Source organism: Halomicrobium zhouii (genome assembly GCF_900114435.1).
Taxonomy (GTDB): Archaea; Halobacteriota; Halobacteria; order Halobacteriales; family Haloarculaceae; genus Halomicrobium; species Halomicrobium zhouii.
Window position 1 is genome coordinate 471,199 of record NZ_FOZK01000003.1, and the last position, 17,947, is coordinate 489,145.

A 17,947-nucleotide genomic window follows, 5' to 3' on the forward strand; every position below is an offset into this window, starting at 1 on the left:
TAAGGACTTCGGCGGTAAAGACTGCGGCGGTAAGTTCGGACCGTCAGCCGGCGAAGCGGGGCGTCACGGGCGCGCCACGTCCGGGAGAAGGGGCGATCGGGTCGGCTACCGGACGTTCAGGCCAGCCACTCCTCGGGCTTGGTGTCGTAGTCGATGTCGTCGGCCGCGAGGTGTTCGACCTCGGCCCAGTCGACCTCCTGGACGGTGACTTCCTCGCCGTCGTAGCGCAGGCGCTTGCCCACCTCCTCGGGTTCGGGTTCGCGGTCCCGTCGCCGGGCCACCTCCACGTCGTGTTCGTCGAACACCTTGTCGATGGTCAGGAGGTTCACGGGCCGGCCCCACAGTTCGAAGACGCGTTCGAGCGTGTCCTTTGCCTGCTCCATGTCGAGGACGACGCCGTTGAACTGGTGGGTGAGCAGCAGTTCGTTGCGATTCTGATAGTTCCCATCCTCCACAGTGATGGTGGGCTTGCCGAAGTTGGTGAACTGCAACATCAGCTTCTTCTTGACGTCGCGGTAGTCCGTCGAGGTCACCCGGTAGTCGCCGGTGGACTGGGTGTACTCGTAGGTGAAGTAGTCGTTGTCGTCGACGAACTCCTGGCTGAGGAACTCGTCGAGGAAGGTGACGTCGTTGTGGCTCTCACGGATCTCGCGCATGCGGTCCCAGCCGCGGGCGTAGTCCACGTCCGCGAGGGCTTCCGCGACGCTCTCGTACCGGGAGTCGTCGAACATGTACCGCGAGATGCGCTCCAGGTCCTCCTGCCCGATGCGCGAGACGAACCCGCGGTACTGGGGCTTGACCAGCGAGTAGTGGCGCTCGGCCAGCCCCTCGTAGGTGAGGACCTTCCAGGGGTACCGTTCGACGTCGAAATCACCGCTCTTCGCGGCTTCCAGCATCTCCGTGTCGACCCGCGGGTCGTCCGCGGGAATCTCGTCGAGCGACCCGGGAATGTCCTGAAGCCAGGGTTCGGGCGCGAGGTTGTCCTGGACCTCGCGGAAGTCGACGACGTCCTGGAAGTTCCGCCAGGTGATCCCCTCGACCCGGAGGAGTCGCTCGGCGACCTCCCGGCGGTTGACCGTGTTTTCCACGTAACTCCACAGTTCGAGGCCTAATTTGTAGGGATTGAGTCCCCCAGAGCCGAGCACTTTCGCCATGTGGTCGGCGTAGAGGACGAACTCGTCGTCACCGGCGAAACCCTCCTCGCCCATCATCTTCGATTCCCAAAAACTGGCCCACCCCTCGTTCATCACCTTCGTCATCTTCTGGGGGGCGAAGTAGTAGGCCTCGCGGCGGAGGATTTCGAGGACGTCGACCTGCCAGTCTTCCATCTCGACGGCCTTCTCGCCGTCCTCGTCGTACTGCATGCCGTGGGTCCGGAGGAAGGCCAGCAGGTCCTTCTCCGGTTCGGCGGGGAAGGTGATCGAGTCGTCGTCGGCCGACTGGGCGTCCAGCCACTCCTGGCTGAACACCTGCTTTTTGACCTCGTCGGAGACGTTCAGGTCCTCCAGCTGGTCGGCGACGTCCTCGAAGTCCTCGTCTATCTCGGGGACGTCCGGGTCGCCGACGGGGGCGTAGGGCCGGTGCTGGTCGATGTTGTCCTCGAGGCAGAGGACGTGGTCGATCCACTTCTCGACTTCTGCTCGATCGATCTCCGGGTCCTGCATGTACTCCCGGATGGTGTCGCCGTGGCGGGCCAACATTGCGGAGGCGTCGGGATTGTCCGCGAACATCCCGAACCACTCGTTGTTCGAGAAGAAGTCTGCGTGGGCCTCGACGTGGGTGATGACGGCCTTCTGGTCGGCCAGGTCGTTCGACTCCTGGAGGAACGCGTGGGCGGGGTTGTCGTTGTTGACGATCTCGAACGCCTTGCCCCCGAGGAACTGGCCCTGCTTTTGCTGGCGGTCGTAGGCCATTCCCCAGCGCCAGTGGGGGTAGCGCTGCTGGAACCCACCGTAGGCGATGAGTTCGTTCATCTCGTCGTAGTCGACGATCCAGTAGTTCACCGGGTACGGCTCCAGTCCGAGGTGTTTGGCCAGGTTGGCTGCCTCCTCGACCGGTTCCTCGAGTTGCTCGGCCGCGCGCTGGGCGCGGATGCGGTCCTTTCTGCTCATGCGTCTTCCTCCTCCGTGCTCAGAATCTCGTAGATGGCGTCGACGACGTCCTCCGGCGAGGAGACGTAGGCGACGGCGACGTCGCCCGCGTCGCGGAAGTGACGCCCGACCTCCTCCGCGTGGGTCGCGTTGATCGCGTTCCCGCTGGGCTGGGTCTCCACGTAGGCGTGGAGGTTCGCCGGAATCTGCTCCATCAGCGGGATGACGTGCTCCTCGGTGTCGTTCGAGGAGTTCTCGGAGTCACCGGCGGCGAACACGTAGCGGTTCCACTCGCTCCAGGGGTACTCCGCTTCGAGGCGCTCCATCGCCACCTCGTAGGCGCTGGAGATGCGCGTCCCACCACCGGAACGGATGCCGAAGAACTCCTCGCGGTCGACCTCCCAGGCGTCGGCGTCGTGGGCGATGTAGACGAACTCGGCGTTGTCGTACTTGCCCTGGAGGTACCAGTCCAGCGGGGTGAACGTCCGCTCGACGAGTTCGCGCTTCTTCTGGCGCATGCTCCCCGAGACGTCGCGGATGTTGACCACGACGACGTTGCGCTCTTTCTCCTCGACGATCTCGGGGTAGCGGTAGCGCTCGTCCTCGCGGCGGAAGGGGATCTGGTCGACCCCTTCCCGGCGGATGCGTGCCGCCGTGTCGGTTCGCTCGACGTTCGCCTCCATCTCCTCGATGGAGTCCCACGTGGCCTTCTCGGCGTCGTCTATCTCGTCGTAGGTCTCCTCCAGCCAGGCCTTCGAGACGGGGACGTGCTGGTCGCGGGCCCAGTCGAAGACGGTCGCCGGGCCCCAGCCGTCGACCTTGAGCGCCTCGCGGACGAACTCGCGGTCGAAGTCCATCGCCAGCTTGCGCTTGAGTCCCTCCTTGAACAGGTGCTCGAAGTCGAGCGTGCTGGAGGGACCGGTCCGGGTGATGTCCGTGAAGTCGCCCTCGGACTCCTCGACGACCTTCTTCCCCTTCGGGTCGAGGTCGAGGCCGAGTTGCTCGTCGAGTTCCTGGGCGAACTCCTCGGGGTTCATCTCGTAGTACTCGTGCTCGCCGCCTTCCTCGCCCGGTTCGCCGTCCTCGTCGCCGTCGCCGGGCTGCGGCTGGGGCTGGCCGACGGGGTCGCCCTCCTCGGCGCCCTCGCCCTGGCCGACACCACCCGTGTCGCGCTGGTCGTAGGCGAACTCGGGGAGGTCGACGATCTTGATGGGGATCCGTACCTCGTCCTGGCGGCTCTGGCCCAGGTCGCCGTACTGGATGAACTCCGCCAGGTCCTGGCGACGCTCCTCGCCGACCGCGCGGTACCGTTCGAGGTCCTCTCTCAGTCCCATTTGTAGCTCACCTGGCTCATGACGTAGCGACTCGTCAACTCGGCCGAGGCCTCGCTGTAGCCGAACAGTTCCTGCATGTTCCGGACGGTCTTGGCCTTCAGGTCGGCCGTCTCCGTCCCGCTCGGCGGGTTGTCCCACTGCCGCGGGTCGAAGTCCTCGTAGGTCCGCTTGACGGCGTCCCAGTCGTGGCTCTCGAGGACGGTCTCGATGACCGGTATCTCCTTGGGGTTGACGTCCTCGACGCGGAACTCGTGGTCGCGGGACTGCCAGGCGTGGCGGTTGAGCGCGGTGATGATCTTCTCGGTCCGGAAGTGGCGGACGGCCTCGTCTGGCGCGTTCCCCTCGTAGTTCCGGTCGTCGAACCGACCGAGGTGCTCGATCTCGAACACCTTCATCTTCAGCGGGTCCGGCTCCTCGTACTCGCCGCGGTCGTTCTCGATCTGTTCGCCCGCCTCCCAGGCGTAGACGTGCTCGATGTACTCCTCGACGGTGGCCTGGTCGACGCGCTTGTCGCGCATGACGGCGTCGAGGACGTCCCGCTCCTGCTCGGTGAAGACGTGGTTCTTCACGGGGACGACGCGCTCCTCGAACTCGCTGGCCTCGGTCGGCGAGAACACCGGCGCGCCGCCGAGGTTCTCCGCCATCGTGTTCAGCACGTCCCGGGGCATGATCACGTTCTCGACGTCCAGGTCGGCGTGGTGGCGGTCCTGCCGGTCGTGCAGCAGGTCGGCGATGACGTCCCGCGTAAACGTCACGGGGATGCCGTGCTCGCCGTCGTTGGCGTCCGTATCGAGTTCGTAGTCGTCGACGTCGATGCGCTCGTCGCCCTCCTGGAGGTACCCCCGGTCGAAGAGGAGGGCCTTGTCGACCAGGTCCAGCCCGGCGGGTATCTCACCGGCGTCCAGCCGGGAGGCGACGGCGTACAGCGCCGCCGCCTCGATGGCGTGGGGCGCCAGTTCCTTGCCGGTGACCTCGTTGGAGCTATCGCGAACCTGGACGGTCAGGGGTTCCTGGATCCACTCCTCCAGTTCCTCCCAGGAGTCGGCCTGCCACACCGACGTCTCGTTGGTCAACTCGCGGCGCAGCAACTCGGCCTCCAGCGAGAGGTTGGTGAGGTAGCTGAACTCGTGTTTGTCCAGCCGACGCTTGAGCGCCTTCAGCGGGTCCTGGCCCTCGCGCTCGGCGTGTTGATTGAGCTGGGCCTCCAGGTCGGGATTCGAGATGATGACGAGCTGCGTGTCGATGTCCATCCCGATGCCCTTGTCCAGCTTGACGTGGCCCTCGTCGGGCACGTTCAGCAGTTTCTGGAGCAGGTCGGCGTGCTGGGCCGCGTCCTCGACGATGGTCAGGAGGCCGTTGCCCTGCGAGAGGACGCCGTCGTAGCTGAACGCCTGCGGGTTCTTCCGGCCCCGGGAGTCCAGTTCGCGGAGCATGCCGTGCATCCAGGACCCGACGAGGCGTTCCTTGGGCGAACCCTCGTCTTCGGAGTGGAGGACGCCGATGCCGTCGCCGACGTCGACGACGTAGTTTTTCACCCGGAGGTGCCGGGGGTCCGTCACGGTCGAGAACAGGTCCTCGCTCCCCTCGCGCCGGTAGAGTTCCTCCAGGAAGTCGTACGCTTCGCGGCTGAAGGGATCCAGTTTCCCATCGACGCGGACGGGGACGTGGTCGTCGAGGCGTTCGTTGAGGTCCGCGACGAGTTCGTCCCGGACGTCGTCGGGGAACACCGACAGCGGGTGGGCCTGGACCGGGCTCTCGTACCAGTCGTCCTCGTCCTCGACCGGGCTGTCCCCGTAGGTGATGCCCGTGCTGGTCTCGCCCGCGCCGGCGACGTTCCACTCGACGGTGTAGCGGCGACCGGCGTCGGTCTTGGAGTACTCGCGCAGGCCGTTGATGAGACACCGCTTCAGTTCGGACTTGCCGGTCGCCGTGGGGCCTTCGAGCCAGATTATCTTCTCGTCCTTGCCCCGGCCCGCTGCTATCGATCGGAGGTCGTCGACGAAGTCGTTGAGCACCTCCGTGTTGCCGAGGATGGCGTGTTCGCCGTCGTTGTGCGGGTCGTCGAAGAACTGGTAGCGTTCCTTCTCCTCGCCCTCCTCGATGACGGTCCTGGTTCCGGCCTCCTCGATGGCCTCCAGGAGGTACTTCGAGGCGTGAGCGGCCAGCCCGGGGTCTTCGAGGATAGCGTCCACGTACTCCGAGAGGGTCATCGGCTCCTGGTAGGTGGCGTCGAGCGCGTCGTCGGCGCGGCCGATGAAGTCCTCTGCCGTCATGGTGGTCAGTCCTCCATCTCGCTCTTGGCGACCTCGGCGCCGGCGAACTCGAGCACCTCCTTTGCCCCTTCCTCGGAGTAGCCCTGCTCGACGAGCGCGTCGATCCACTGGTTGCGCTCGTCGTCGTCCATCTCGCCGCTGGAGACCAGCGCCGAGAAGTTGATGTTGTGCTTCTTGTCCTCCCAGAGTTTGCGTTCGAGCGCACGGCGCAGGCGGTCGTTGTCCTGCGGGTTGAACGTATCACCCTCGCGGGCGCGACGGGAGACCCAGTTCGAGACCTCCTGGCGGAAGTCGTCCTTGCGGTCCTCGGGCAGGTCGAGTTTCTCCTCGACCGAGCGAAGGAACTGCTCGTCGGGCTCCTGCTCGCGGCCGGTGATCTCGTCCTCGACGGTGTCGTCGTCGATGTAGGCCATCACGTGGTCCATGTACTTCTCGCCCTGGCGCTGGATCTCGTCGACGTCGTAGGCCAGCGCGTGGCGGACGTCCTCGATGGCCCGTTCCTTGTACTCCTCGCGGACGAGTTCGAGGTAGCGGTAGTACTGATCGAACTTGTCCGTCGGGATGGAGCCGTGGTTCTCCAGGTTGTCCTCGAAGTGGTTGAACGTCGTCAGCGGCGAGAGGAACTGCCGGTCCCGGTGCATCGAGTCCATGATCGCCTCGGCGATCTCGTCGCCGATGAACCGCGGAGAGACGCCCTCCATCCCCTCGCCGATCTCCGCCTTGTCCGCGGCCTCGTCGCGGAGTTTCTTCACGTCGACGTCGTCGGCCTCGCCGATCTCGCCGTTGTAGGCCTTGACCTTCTGGAGCATGTCGACCGTCTCGGTGTCGGGTTCCTCGACGCGGGTGAGCACGCCAAACAGGCCGGCCATCTCCAGGGTGTGGGGCTCGACCTGGATGTCCGGGAGGTCGGCGTTGCGCAGCATCTTCCGGTAGATCTTCGCCTCGTCCTCGTAGCTGAGGACGTACGGGAAGTCGATACGCTTGGTCCGGTCGTTGAACGCCTCCATCTTCTCGTCGCCCTTCTTGTCCCGGTACTCGGGCATGTTCGTCCGCCCGACGATGACCTGGTCGATGTCGATCCGGGGGTTGGCCTTGGGCTTGATCGTCTGTTCCTGGGTGGCGTGGAGGAAGTCGTAGAGGAACTCGCGCTGGAGTTTGAGTAACTCCTCGCCGGAGAAGATGCCGCGATTCGCGTTACAGAACGCCCCGGAGTAGTCGAAGGCGCGCGGGTCGCTCTCGCCGTAGACGGCGATCTTCGAGTAGTTGACGTCGCCGGTGAGTTCGGTCTCGTCCTGGTTCTTCTTGTCCTTGGGCTCGAAGGTCTCGATCCCGCGGCGCTGGTTCTCGTCGGCGATGAACCGGACGATCTCGACGTGATTGTCGAGCACCTGCTGGAGGTCGTCGTCGTAGTACGCCAGCAGTCGGTCCATGTAGAACTCGCTGGCCGGATCGAGGGCCTGCTCGTTGCGGATGGTGTAGGGGGCGTCCAGGTCCTCGTTGATGTCGTCGATGACCCGGTCGCGCTGGTCCTGCGGGAGGAGGACGATGGGGTCCTGGTTCATCGGCGAGCGCACGACGTCGTCCGCGGGGTCCTGGTCGCCGATGACGTCACAGAGGTTCGTCCACCTGAAGGTGTACATCCGCCCTTCGTCGCGCGTGGTGTAGTCCTCGAAGTACCGCCGGACCTGGCGGTCGAAGTCCGACTTGCCCGACCCCACCGGCCCGAGCAGGAGTTTGATGCGCTTCTGGGGTCCGAGGCCGCGCGCGCCGGACTTGACCTTGTTGACGAACTCGTGCATCGCCTCGTGGACGACGGGGCCGTAGAAGGTGTTCTCCCCGTCGTTGAGGGGGTCCTCCGAGGCCAGCTTGTACTCGACGACGCCGGCGTCCTCGTCGTACTCGGTGCCGTAGTAGTCGAACATGTCGGCAACGCGCTGGTGGGCGTTGCGGGCGATTCGCGGGTCTTCGTACAGCTGGTCAAGGTACCAGTCGAACGAATGGGTGGCTCGCAGGTCCGACGGGATGGCGTCCTGGTACTCTCGGCTCAGCTCTTCGAGTGTCTCTTTCGTGTCTGTCATGCTATCACGGACAGTTCGCGTCGGTAGCTGGCTCGCGTGCCAGACGCGGTCGACGTGGAATCGCTGCCGCGCGTCTCGGGAACAGTACGGGGTGGCCAACATCGAACGCTCCGTCCGTACCTGCCGACAACCGCCTCGCGGCCCGGCCGCCCGGGCCGACTGCGCTCGATTCGTGCCATGCTATCACTTACCGATCCAGAACGCGGGGACGATGCTCCGGATCTGTTTCGATACGCCGTTCGGAACTGTTTCCGATACTATTTATTGTAGAAGGACTGTGCCAGTATAACCCTTTCCCCAAATCGTGTACATAACGATCATCGTTCCGCGCCAGTACGGGTGGAAACTACAGGGTGTAACGCGTCCGTGCGCATCACCCACACGCGGAATAATCTCGTATTAAAACGTTCCGGCACGCCAGCCACCGCCGGAACGGTGGACTCTTTCGCACACCCGTCCAAGCGCTGCCCATGAGCTTCGACTCGCTCGCGGATGACTGGGTCGTCTGGAGCGACGAGGGCGAGAAGGCCGTCCTCGCCTTCCGCCCGGACGTCTTCGACGGCGACGAGTTCCCCGCGCCCTGTCTCCCGACGATCTACCTCACTCGCGGCCAGCGTGACCGCCGGCCCGGCAGCCGGCGCGTCGGGGCCGACTGGTACGTCACGCTCGCGCTCGAACCGGAGATCACCCGCGAGGCAGACGCCTACGAGGACCGCGAGGGAGCCGTGGCGGGCGCCGTCGCCCTCGCCGAGGCGTTCGCGACGGGGGAAATCGACTACCGCGACCTCTACCAGGTCCCCCGCCCCGACTACTTCGAGCGCCTCGACGAACTGACGGGTCGTGGGAACTGACGGTCCGAACGCACGCGCCAGATCCGCTCGCACGCGCCAGGCCATACGCTTACTTTCGTCGCCCCACTAGCCTCCGCTATGACCACGGTTACGCTAGTCGGGTCCCGCCTCGCCGAAGTGGACCAGGAGTTCGTCTACCGGGGAGAAGCCAGCGGGTGCGAAGGGTGCCCCTACCGGACCCAGTGCCTGAATCTCACGGAGGGCGTCCGCTATCGCGTCACCGACGTCCGCGAGGACGGCCAGACGCTCGACTGCGCCGTCCACGACGCCGGCGTCAACGCCGTCGAAGTCGAGCCCGCGCGCGTCAGGGCGAACGTGGCCTCGAAGGGCGCCTACGCCGGCAGCAAGGCGACGCTCATGGGACCGTGCCCGTACACCGGCTGTCCGAGTCACGAGTACTGTGAACCCGCGGGCGCCGACTTCGACGAGGAGTATCGCATCGACGAGGTGGTCGGTGACCCGCCCCACGACTACTGCGCACTCGACCGCGACCTGACGCTCGTGGAGTTCGCACCGCCGGAAGACGGCTGAGCGAAGCCTGGTTCCCGACGACTGCAGACGGCTAACTGGAGCCTCGAACTGTAGGGATCCGACCCAAGTGGTCGCTCCCGCTAGTGGTGACACCGGTAATCGGACGGGTATCTATGGGAACGCACAGCGACACACCGACCGACGAGCCGAGGAACAGCCGTTCGAACACGACGACGTACACCCGAGCCCCCGACGAATTGCCGTCCGAGAGCGTCGTCCGGGCCGTCGCCGCAGTGACTGGAACCGAACCGATGGCACTGGACCCGCTCTACGGATCTATCGACCCGGACGCGCTGGATGCCGTCGTCGAATCGGCTCCCACCACTGGGGAGGAAGGCCTCACGTCCAGTGTTCGGTTTCGATACCAGGGCACGACAGTCACCATCCACGGAGACGGGCGAACGATCGTCTCTCCTGTGGCCGCCGACTAGACCCCACGTCCAGCGCCGGCACCGAACAGGACGGTGAGGAGTTTACGCTCCGCCGCGTGGATGTGTTCGGAGAACGTGGCCGAGGAGATACCCAGATCTGAGGCTATCTCGCTGCCCGTTCGCTCGCGGGGCCAGTCGTAGTACCCCGCATCGTAGGCGGCCTCGACGACCTCACGTTGCCTGTCGGTGAGGTCGTTCTCGAGGATCGTCCGGAACGCCGATTCGGCGAACATCGGTCTGACAGACTCTTTCTCCCGCTTGCAGGCCAGTTCGGCGTCGTCGTGCTCGTCGAGAAACGCCGCCACTACCGCCGAGGCGTCGTACTCCGTCGGGATGTCCGCCACGATGCGACCCGTCCCCTCGACCCCCTCGACCGTCCGCGGAAGGGCGCCGAGTTCGGCCAGCGAGAAGGCCGGACAGTCACCGTAGACGGTGAACTCGAAGAGACCACCGCGCTCGTACTCGGCGAGGAGTGTAGCGTCGAGAGTCTCGTGGGTGGACGCGAGCGATACGATCCCGTCGGGATCGGTCCCCGTCACGTCGAAAAACTCCGCGTACTGCCCCCCGGGACGGGGGAGCATCTTCGCGAGTTCCATCGTACACTCCCGGGCGGCAGACACGCCGACGAAGGGGTACGTTTCGCTCTGGACGCGAAACTCGACCTCCACGACGGACTCGGCCTCGGTCTTGCCGGCCACGTCGGACATGTCTGATCTTCTGTCAATTCCCCGCTCTCGTGTAAGTGCCTTTGCAATTATTACGGAACAGTCCGCCCAAAATTCCGCAACACTGCCCGATTATCCAATCCCCTCGCCCCCGAATACAACGCCCCGATTCGAACGGCTAGAAGAGCTACGATGTCGGCATCCACAGATCAGTGCTCGTCGGCCGAGAGCGTCCCCACCCGCTCGGCCCGGTAGCCGAAGACGTCCTCGTAGCCGTGTGAGGAGAGCAGGACGGGGTGGAACGGTTCCTCCGCGACGACGTTCTCCTCGTCGACGGCGGCGAACACCTCGCCGGCTGTCACCTCCTCGAAGTTCGAGACGTAGACGTCGTACGTGTCGGCGGTGCGCTTCGGGATCGGACCGCGGAGACGGAACACGGGCAGGTCTGTCTGCCTGGGGCCGCCCTCGTCCGGCAGCACACCGGTGGCGGCCAGGAACTCACGGGTCACCTGGACCGCGTTCTCGGCGGCCTGTGCCGAGCCCTGGTAGCCACACTCCACCTCGATGGCCTCGGGGATGACCGAGTAGATACGACCCTCGTTCGTACCTGTCGTCTCGACGACGGCGTCGATGGAGAGTCGCGGACAGATCGACCGTGCCGTCGGGCCCATCTCGTCGACGAGCGCGAACATGCCGTCGTAGGACTGGGTAGAGTGCAGTCCCAGAACAGTGCAACCCCGCAGTTCCTCGGCGACGGCGGCCGCGAGACGTCCCTCGTGGGTCGGCGCGTTCGGATCGCCGGGAAACGCCCGGTTGAGGTCGACCTCCACGTACCGCTCGTTCCGGTCGCGGGCCAGTTCGTTGGCGACGACGAACTTCACCGGTCGCTGCACGGCCGGCCGTTCGTCCAGCAGCGTCCTGACCGCGTGCTCGCCACAGGGCTCGTCGCCGTGGATTCCGCCCACGACGGCTATCTCTGGGTCGCCAGTGCCGAGCTGCTCGACGTACACGTGAGATGCCTCGGACGCGATCCATTAGAGTGGTCCGCTTCGAACCGGACGCGGAATCGCCGGTTCCGGACCGGCGCGTCGGAGTGGTGGTTGTACCTCTTTACCGGGGTTCGGCCGAACTGTGAGAGGCCGGTACGTCGAACGCCAGGGTACGTCGAACGCCAGTACGGGCGTACAACCACCACCATCAGCCATCCATCGCCGGCAGCGTGAACGAGAACGTCGCCCCGTCTCCGGGCGCCGCGTCGACCCAGATCTCTCCCCCGTGACGTTCGACGATCCGCTGACAGAGGGCGAGTCCGATCCCGGTCCCGGTGTGTTCCTCGTGGGTGTGCAGGCGCTGGAACACCTCGAAGATCCGGTCCGCGTCGTCGGGGTCGATACCGACGCCCTGGTCCCGGACAGAGACGATCCAGTCCGAGCCGTCGCGTTCGGCCGAGACGTCGATACGCGGCGGCTCGTCCCCGCTGTACTCGATGGCGTTACTCAGGAGGTTCTGGAACACCTGGCGTAACTGGCTCGGGTCGCCCATCACCCGGGGGAGCGACGTCGTCTCGACGACCGCGTCACTCTCGTCGATGCGCACCTGCAGGTCGTCCACGACGACGTCGAGGACGTCGTCCAGGTCCACCGGCTCGAAGGGGTCGCCCTGTGTCTCCACCCGTGAGTACTGGAGCAACCCGTCGATCATGTCGCGCATCCGGTCGGCGCCGTCGACGGCGTACTCGAGGAACTCCTCGCCGTCCGCGTCGAGTTCGTCCCCGTACCGGGTCTCGATGAGCTGGAGGTAACTCGAGACCATCCGTAGCGGTTCCTGGAGGTCGTGTGACGCGGCGTAGGCGAACTGTTCGAGGCGCTCGTTGGACGCCTGGAGGTCGGCGACCAGGTCCTCGAGTTCGCCCTGATACCGGTCCCGTTCGATCGCCTCGGCGATGACGTTGGCGACGCTCTGGACGAATTTCACGTCTTCCCGGGAGAACTGCTGGGGTCCGGTGTCGTGAGTGCCGAAGATCCCCCAGGGGTCGTCGACCGACCCGATAATCGTGCTGATGCCGCTCCTGACGCCGTGGTCGGTGAGGAGGTCCGGGCCGGAGAACCGCGTCTCCGCAGGGAGGTCCTCGACGACCACTGGCCCCTCGGAGAGGAGGGTGTAGCCCGCCTGTGAGTCGTCGTCCGCGGCGACGGTGGCCTCGCCGACGATTCCCTCGTCCCAGCCGACGCCCTGGCGAACCAGCAACTCCCGCCGGTCGTCGTCCAGGTCGAGTACCTTGGTGTACTCGTTGTCGAGGACGCTGGCGACCTGTCGCGCGGCCTCCTCCATGAGTTCGTCGAGATCGTCGGTTTCGAGTGCGAACTGGCCGAGGTCCGCCACGACGTGTTGCTGGCGAGCGCGGCGTTCGAGTTCGCGCTCGCGCTCCTTGCGCTCGGTGACGTCCCGGAAGTAGACGGAGATGCCGGTCTCGGAGGGGTAGAGGTTCGCCTCGACCCAGAAGTCGAACGCCTCGACGTACGTCTCGTAACTGGTGGCCGCCTGTGACTCCATCGCCGTCCGGAAGGCGTCGCGAACCGCGTCCGTGTCCGCCGCCGAGGGGAACACGTCCCACAGGTGCGTCCCGAGCAGTTCGTCCTCGGACTGCTGGAGGAGTGCCTCGGCCTGCTCGTTCACGTGCGTGAACCGCAGGTCGTCGTCGACCGCGTAGAACGCGTCCGAGATGCGGCCGAGCACTTGCTGGAGTTCGCTCTCCAGTTCGCGCTCGCGCCTGCGCCGGTCGGTCATGTCGCGGGTGACCTTCACGAATCCCCGGTGGGTCCCGTCGTCGTCGTAGACGGCCGTTATCGTCACGTTCGCCCAGAACTCGCTCCCGTCCTTTCGTACCCGCCACCCCTCGTCCTCGACCGACCCCGATTCGGTCGCCTGCCGGAGGTTCCGTTCGGGAACGCCGGCCTCCCTGTCGGCCTCGGTGTAGAACGTCGAGAAGTGCTCGCCCAGGATCTCGTCGGGCTCGTACCCCTTGATCGCCTTCGCACCCTCGTTCCAGCTGACGACGTGTCCGTCCGGGTCCATGCGGAAGAGGGCGTACTCCTCGACGGCGTCGACGAGTGAATGGAACCGGGCCTCGGTCTCCAGTAGCTCGTCCGCCGAGCGCGTTCGCTCCGTGACGTCGTAGTAGAGCTCGATCCGGCCACCGGCGTACTGCCCCGAGTCGATCGGCCTGCTGTAGTGTTCGAGCCAGCGTTCCTCCCGGTCGTCACCGGCTGTGATGTGGCAGCCGAACTGTTCGACGCCGCTGGTGCCGTCGTAGGTAGCCAGTACGCGCCCGGCGAACTGCTCGGAATCCTCGACGCGGTCGGCCGCCTGCTCGGTCACGACCGTCCGTTTGTCTCGGCCGACGAGGTCGTCTCTGTCCAGGCCGAAGTACGTCGCGACCGTCTCGTCGGCCCACGCCACTCGATAACTCTCGTCGAGGACGAAGACGCCGATGTTCGCCTCGTCGAGGACGTCCGCCATCGGTCCGGAGAACGGCCGGTCGGACTCCGCGGGCTCGGCTTCCACCCCGCGTTCGCCCTCACTCACGTCGCGCGCGACGCCGATGGTCCCCTGGAACTCGCCGTCTTCGACCACCAGGCTGATCCGGAGTTCGAGCGGTACCGTCCCTCCGTCGGCGGTCCGGGCAGTGACTTCGAACGACGCGACGTCTCGCGTATCTGCGGCCAATCGAGTCGCGATCGCTCGCTGAATGCGTTCGACGTCGTCGTCGTGGAGGACGACCGAGACGTGCTCGCCGAGCAGGGTCTCGCGGGAATATCCAGTCGTCTCGATGACCGCGTCGTCGACCGCGACGAAGCGCCCCCCGTCGTCGAGTTGATAGACGCCCTCGTCTATGGTGTCGAGAAGCGTCCGGTACCGCGCGAGCGCGACGTCAACGTCGGCGTCGTCGTCACCGTCGTCGGCGTCCCCCCAGAACGCCGTGTCGGCGGCTCCCGGTCGTGAACTCATGTCTCGGTAAAACGTATCGACTCAGTTAAACTGCTCGTCGGTGACCTCCGGGTTCGAAGGGCGCGCCCGCGTTCGGTCGCCAAACGCACCGCGCGACGATCCGTGACCCCGTCGTCGATCGAGAACGCCGTCGTCAGTCGAGCGCTTCCGCGTACCGGTAGTCGGCCCGGTCGGCGGTCGGATACGCCCCGTCGACCGCAATTTGCCAGCCGTCGAGGACGTCGGGGTCGTTCAGCGCGTTCGTCAGCGTGGTCCGGACGTCCAGCAGGTCCACGCCGTAGTAGTCCCTGGGTACCCCCTGGAAGTACTGGAGTGCCGTCCGGAACAGCGAGCGCAGCCCGTCGTCGTCGAGAAAGTCGTAGTGCTTGTACGCCCCCGCCGCGACCTGGACCATCCCGTGGAGGAACTGGCTCTCGGTCGACCCACGCCCGTAGTTATACCACTCGTCCTCGAAGCAGTCGTGGGATTCGTGGTACGCGCCGTCGTTGTACAGCGCGACGCCGTGGACGACGGCGCGACGGAGCGTCGCGTGCTCCCACCGTCCGTCCTCGCGCCACCCGGTCGGGTCCCCCGCCGGCGGGTCGACGCTCGGGTCGCGAGTGTGGTCGTCCATGGTAAATTCGTGGCCCCGCAGGCGTGTAACTCCGTCGGACGGAGCCCCGTGTGGTAAAATCCTTTCAGTCAAACGAACTAAACGTTCGGTATGAGCGCCGCGCCGTCCCCCGACGAGATATTCGAGCGCGCAGTCGACGAGGGCGAGCGACGCCTCGACCAGTCGCTGCTCGAACTCGTCTCGACGAGTTTCATCGCCGGGTTCACGATAATCTTCGGCATCGTCGCACTCGGTATCGTCGAGGCCGCGGTCCACCCGCTGGTCCCCGAACTGTCGACGCTCGCCGGTGCGCTGGCCTTCGGTCCCGGCGTCGTCTTCCTCGTCGCCGGCCGGGCGGAGCTGTTCAACGAGAACTTCTTCGACCCCGTCGCGAAGGCCGTCGACGCGGACGAGGGCTGGCTCGTCGGTCCGCTCGTCCGCCTCTGGGTCGTCACCTTCGCGCTGAACATCGTGGGGGGCGTCGTCTTCGCCTGGTTCCTCTCGTTCGAGGGCGCGCTCCCGACGGGGACGGCGGACGCGCTCGCCCGGTACGCCGAGCACCTGCTCCGCCGGGAGACCGCCGGCGTCTTCGGCAGCGCCTTCGCCGGCGGGGCGCTCGTCTCGCTCCTCTCGTTCATGCTCGCGGCCGCGGACGACACCGGCAGCCGCATGGCGCTGGCCTACGCCGTCGGGGTCCTCCTCTCGCTGGGGCCCTTCGACCACGTCGTCGTCACCGCGCTCCACGCGGTCTTCGGCCTCTTCTTCGACGCCCAGGTCACACTCGTCTCCCTGGCGGTCACCGTCGGCGTCGTCACCGCCGGGAACCTCGCCGGCGGCCTCGGCCTCGTGACGCTCACCCACGTCACCCAGGTGATGGGCGCCCGCGAGGAAGCGGGCGAAAACGACGACTCGTGACGCACCGGTCCGGAGTCGCAATTCTTTAGCTACCTGCCCCGCGACTCTCCACTGCGTGCGAGGGTAGCCAAGCCTGGAAACGGCGGCGGACTCAAGATCCGCTCCTGTAGAGGTCCATGCGTTCAAATCGCATCCCTCGCATCGTCGGGGCCCACCCCCGTGATGCGGAAGACGCTCTCGGAGCGCTCTTCCCTCGCAAAACATTCTGGCCGAGTACCCAGATAGCTGTGCAGACGGCCTCTCACAGCTTCTCCGGTTCGATGAGCGCGTACTCCGCCGTCATCCGGCCCAGTTTCTCGACCCTGGCTGCCAGGTCGGGGTCGACGAACTCGCCGTCGGCGTCGAACGCGCTGGAGGCCCCGCGAATCCCGACCTCGTGGGGGAGCGTCCAGCCGTGGACCGTCCGGACGCCCGTGCGCAGGTGTTCGAGCGTCGGGGCGTAGGACCCGCCGCCGGCGGTGGCCAGCAGGCCGACGGTCTTACCCGCGAACTCGTCCTTCCCCAGGTAGTCGAAGGCGTTCTTCAGCGCCGAGGAGACCATGCCGTGGTAGACCGGTGTGCCCATGATGACGGCGTCGGCCTCGCCGACGACCCGTCGTAGCTTCTCGGCGTCGCCCCGGTCCCGGTCGTCGGGGTCGAACAGCGGGAGGTCCCACTCGCGGAGGTCGATGAGTTCGGTCTCGGCGCCCGCGTCCGCCGCCGCGTCGAGCGCGTGGCCGAGCGCTCGCTGGGTCGTACTCGGGTCGCCGAGGCTTCCGCAGATAGCGACGACCGTCGGAACTGGTTGCATGCGTCACACCAGTGGGTGTGGGGGGTTAATCTGTCGGATCCCGGAACTGTCGCCGCGTGGGCGGCCCGGACCGACCTTTAAGCAGCTTCGGATGTTACCATTACGCATGGGAAGCGAACACGCCGGCGACCGGAGGTCCCACGTGCCGCCCCTGGAGAACACGGCGTACTTCGCCATCGAACCGGACGACGGGTACGTTCGCATCGAGCAGTCCGTGGGCAACCAGACCCTCTACACACCGTCGGAGGCCCGCGACATCGCCGAGTCCATCCTGGACGCCGTCGACGACGCGAACGTCGACGAGACGTGATTCGACGGCGCGGGACCCGGCGAAGTGCGACCCGACCGCGCGTGATCCGGGGACGCGACATGGAAGCAACGGGAATTTGAGGGGGCGAGACCGAGGGTGCGGTATGACTGACGCTCACCACCGGGCCGCGATGGCGGAACGAGCGGCGCGAGCGGGCGGCGCCGTCGCCCGGGAGCACTTCCGGACCGACCTCAGCGTCCAGACGAAGCGGGACAAGAACGACCTCGTCACCGAGGCCGACCGTGACGCCCAGCAGCAGGTGCTGGCGACCATCCGCGAGGAGTTCCCCGACGACGACTTCGTCTGCGAGGAGGAAAGCGGCGTGCTGCGCGGTCCGGAGGCCGACGCGGACGAGGCGCGACTGGTCGAAGAGATCCCCGACAGCGGCGCGTGCTGGGTCGTCGACCCCATCGACGGCACGACGAACTTCGTTCGCCAGTCGCGCGTGTGGACGACGAGCGTCGCCGCCGTCGTCGACGGCGAGGCGGTCGGGTCCGCGACGTACATGCCGGCGATGGGCGACCTCTACGCCGGCGGTCCGGAGAGCGCCGAGCGAGAGGGGACGACGATGTCGGTGAGCGAGCGCGAGGACCCCGAGACGTTCGTCGCGTCGCCGGTGGGCTACTGGCCGCCGGAGAAGCGCCACGAGTTCGTCGACCTCTTCGAGGCCGTCGCCGAGCGCTTCGGCGACGAACGCCGCGTGGGGTCGTTCCAGACGACGCTCGCCTACGTCGCCGACGGCGGCCTCGACGCCGCTATCTGCACGCGACCGATGCGCCCCTGGGACACTGTCGCCGGGGTCCACATGGTCCGGAACGCCGGCGGAACCGTGACCGACGTCCACGGGAACGAGTGGCGCCACGACAGCGACAGCGTCGTCGCTTCGAACGGCAACGCCCACGACGTCGTCCTCGAAGCGGCGCGGCAGGCCCTCGACTGATAGCCTTCGACGGATAGCCTCCGACAGATAGCCCCCGACAGATCGTCCAACCCTCGGACAGAACGCACCGAGAGTACGCCCGGGCGCACGCGCCGCACACGACCGGAAGGCTGAAACTTGCGGGTGATGCCAACACGGA

The 17,947-nt window shown here is 66.3% G+C and carries 15 protein-coding genes and 1 tRNA gene; 7 read left to right on the forward strand and 9 right to left on the reverse strand.

Features of this window, described 5'->3' with window-relative positions; all coding sequences use genetic code 11:
* Positions 1–116 precede the first annotated feature (116 nt).
* The 4 genes from BM337_RS16120 to BM337_RS16135 are packed head-to-tail and all read right to left on the reverse strand — an operon-like array spanning position 117 to position 7,775.
* The gene (locus BM337_RS16120) at positions 117–2,111 is read right to left on the reverse strand and encodes a SpoVR family protein (RefSeq protein WP_089817775.1); all 1,995 of its coding nucleotides are present in this window, start codon (positions 2,109–2,111) and stop codon (positions 117–119) included.
* The gene (locus tag BM337_RS16125; RefSeq protein ID WP_089817778.1) at positions 2,108–3,424 is read right to left on the reverse strand and encodes a YeaH/YhbH family protein; all 1,317 of its coding nucleotides are present in this window, start codon (positions 3,422–3,424) and stop codon (positions 2,108–2,110) included. Before BM337_RS16125 ends, BM337_RS16120 begins: the two co-directional genes overlap by 4 nt.
* The gene (locus tag BM337_RS16130; RefSeq protein WP_089817780.1) at positions 3,415–5,697 is read right to left on the reverse strand and encodes a PrkA family serine protein kinase; all 2,283 of its coding nucleotides are present in this window, start codon (positions 5,695–5,697) and stop codon (positions 3,415–3,417) included. Before BM337_RS16130 ends, BM337_RS16125 begins: the two co-directional genes overlap by 10 nt.
* Before the next feature lie 5 nt (positions 5,698–5,702).
* Positions 5,703–7,775 carry a PrkA family serine protein kinase gene (locus tag BM337_RS16135; protein ID WP_089817782.1) on the reverse strand — a complete coding sequence of 691 codons (2,073 nt, stop codon included), beginning with the start codon at positions 7,773–7,775 and terminating at the stop codon, positions 5,703–5,705.
* A gap of 470 nt (positions 7,776–8,245) precedes the next feature.
* On the opposite strand from BM337_RS16135, the gene BM337_RS16140 reads away from it, so the two are divergent.
* The 3 genes from BM337_RS16140 (at position 8,246) to BM337_RS16150 (ending at position 9,588) form a co-directional block, all read left to right on the forward strand.
* Positions 8,246–8,626, forward strand: coding sequence for a DUF5820 family protein (locus BM337_RS16140; RefSeq protein WP_089817784.1), 381 nt, complete (start codon positions 8,246–8,248; stop codon positions 8,624–8,626).
* Between the two features lie 78 nt (positions 8,627–8,704).
* Entirely contained in the window at positions 8,705–9,157 is a 453-nt protein-coding gene (locus BM337_RS16145) for a UPF0179 family protein (RefSeq protein WP_089817787.1), read from the forward strand.
* A 113-nt stretch (positions 9,158–9,270) separates the two neighbouring features.
* The gene (locus tag BM337_RS16150; RefSeq protein WP_177227571.1) at positions 9,271–9,588 is read left to right on the forward strand and encodes a DdfA family disk-determining factor; all 318 of its coding nucleotides are present in this window, start codon (positions 9,271–9,273) and stop codon (positions 9,586–9,588) included.
* Here BM337_RS16150 and BM337_RS16155 read toward each other — a convergent pair.
* The 4 genes from BM337_RS16155 to BM337_RS16170 form a co-directional block, all read right to left on the reverse strand.
* The gene (locus tag BM337_RS16155) at positions 9,585–10,295 is read right to left on the reverse strand and encodes a helix-turn-helix domain-containing protein (protein WP_089817788.1); all 711 of its coding nucleotides are present in this window, start codon (positions 10,293–10,295) and stop codon (positions 9,585–9,587) included. The two genes, BM337_RS16150 and BM337_RS16155, sit on opposite strands and share 4 nt — an antisense overlap.
* A 167-nt stretch (positions 10,296–10,462) precedes the next feature.
* Positions 10,463–11,263 carry a M14 family metallopeptidase gene (locus tag BM337_RS16160; protein WP_089817790.1) on the reverse strand — a complete coding sequence of 267 codons (801 nt, stop codon included), beginning with the start codon at positions 11,261–11,263 and terminating at the stop codon, positions 10,463–10,465.
* A 187-nt stretch (positions 11,264–11,450) separates the two neighbouring features.
* Positions 11,451–14,261, reverse strand: a complete 2,811-nt coding sequence (locus BM337_RS16165; protein ID WP_089817792.1) for a PAS domain-containing sensor histidine kinase — start codon at positions 14,259–14,261, stop codon at positions 11,451–11,453.
* Between the two features lie 133 nt (positions 14,262–14,394).
* Positions 14,395–14,874 (reverse strand): DUF309 domain-containing protein, encoded by a 480-nt coding sequence (locus tag BM337_RS16170; RefSeq protein WP_089817794.1) that lies wholly within the window; start codon positions 14,872–14,874, stop codon positions 14,395–14,397.
* Between the two features lie 90 nt (positions 14,875–14,964).
* Between BM337_RS16170 and BM337_RS16175 the strand changes: the two genes are divergently transcribed.
* The gene (locus tag BM337_RS16175; RefSeq protein WP_089817796.1) at positions 14,965–15,768 is read left to right on the forward strand and encodes a formate/nitrite transporter family protein; all 804 of its coding nucleotides are present in this window, start codon (positions 14,965–14,967) and stop codon (positions 15,766–15,768) included.
* 57 nt (positions 15,769–15,825) lie between these two features.
* A tRNA-Leu gene (locus tag BM337_RS16180) sits at positions 15,826–15,909 on the forward strand.
* 100 nt (positions 15,910–16,009) lie between these two features.
* On the opposite strand, the gene BM337_RS16185 is transcribed toward BM337_RS16180, so the two are convergent.
* Positions 16,010–16,558, reverse strand: a complete 549-nt coding sequence (locus BM337_RS16185) for an NADPH-dependent FMN reductase (protein WP_089817798.1) — start codon at positions 16,556–16,558, stop codon at positions 16,010–16,012.
* Positions 16,559–16,664: 106 nt separating this feature from the next.
* Between BM337_RS16185 and BM337_RS16190 the strand changes: the two genes are divergently transcribed.
* Positions 16,665–16,868, forward strand: coding sequence for a hypothetical protein (locus tag BM337_RS16190; protein WP_089817799.1), 204 nt, complete (start codon positions 16,665–16,667; stop codon positions 16,866–16,868).
* A 103-nt stretch (positions 16,869–16,971) separates the two neighbouring features.
* Positions 16,972–17,808, forward strand: coding sequence for an inositol monophosphatase family protein (locus tag BM337_RS16195; protein ID WP_089817801.1), 837 nt, complete (start codon positions 16,972–16,974; stop codon positions 17,806–17,808).
* Positions 17,809–17,947: the final 139 nt, after the last annotated feature.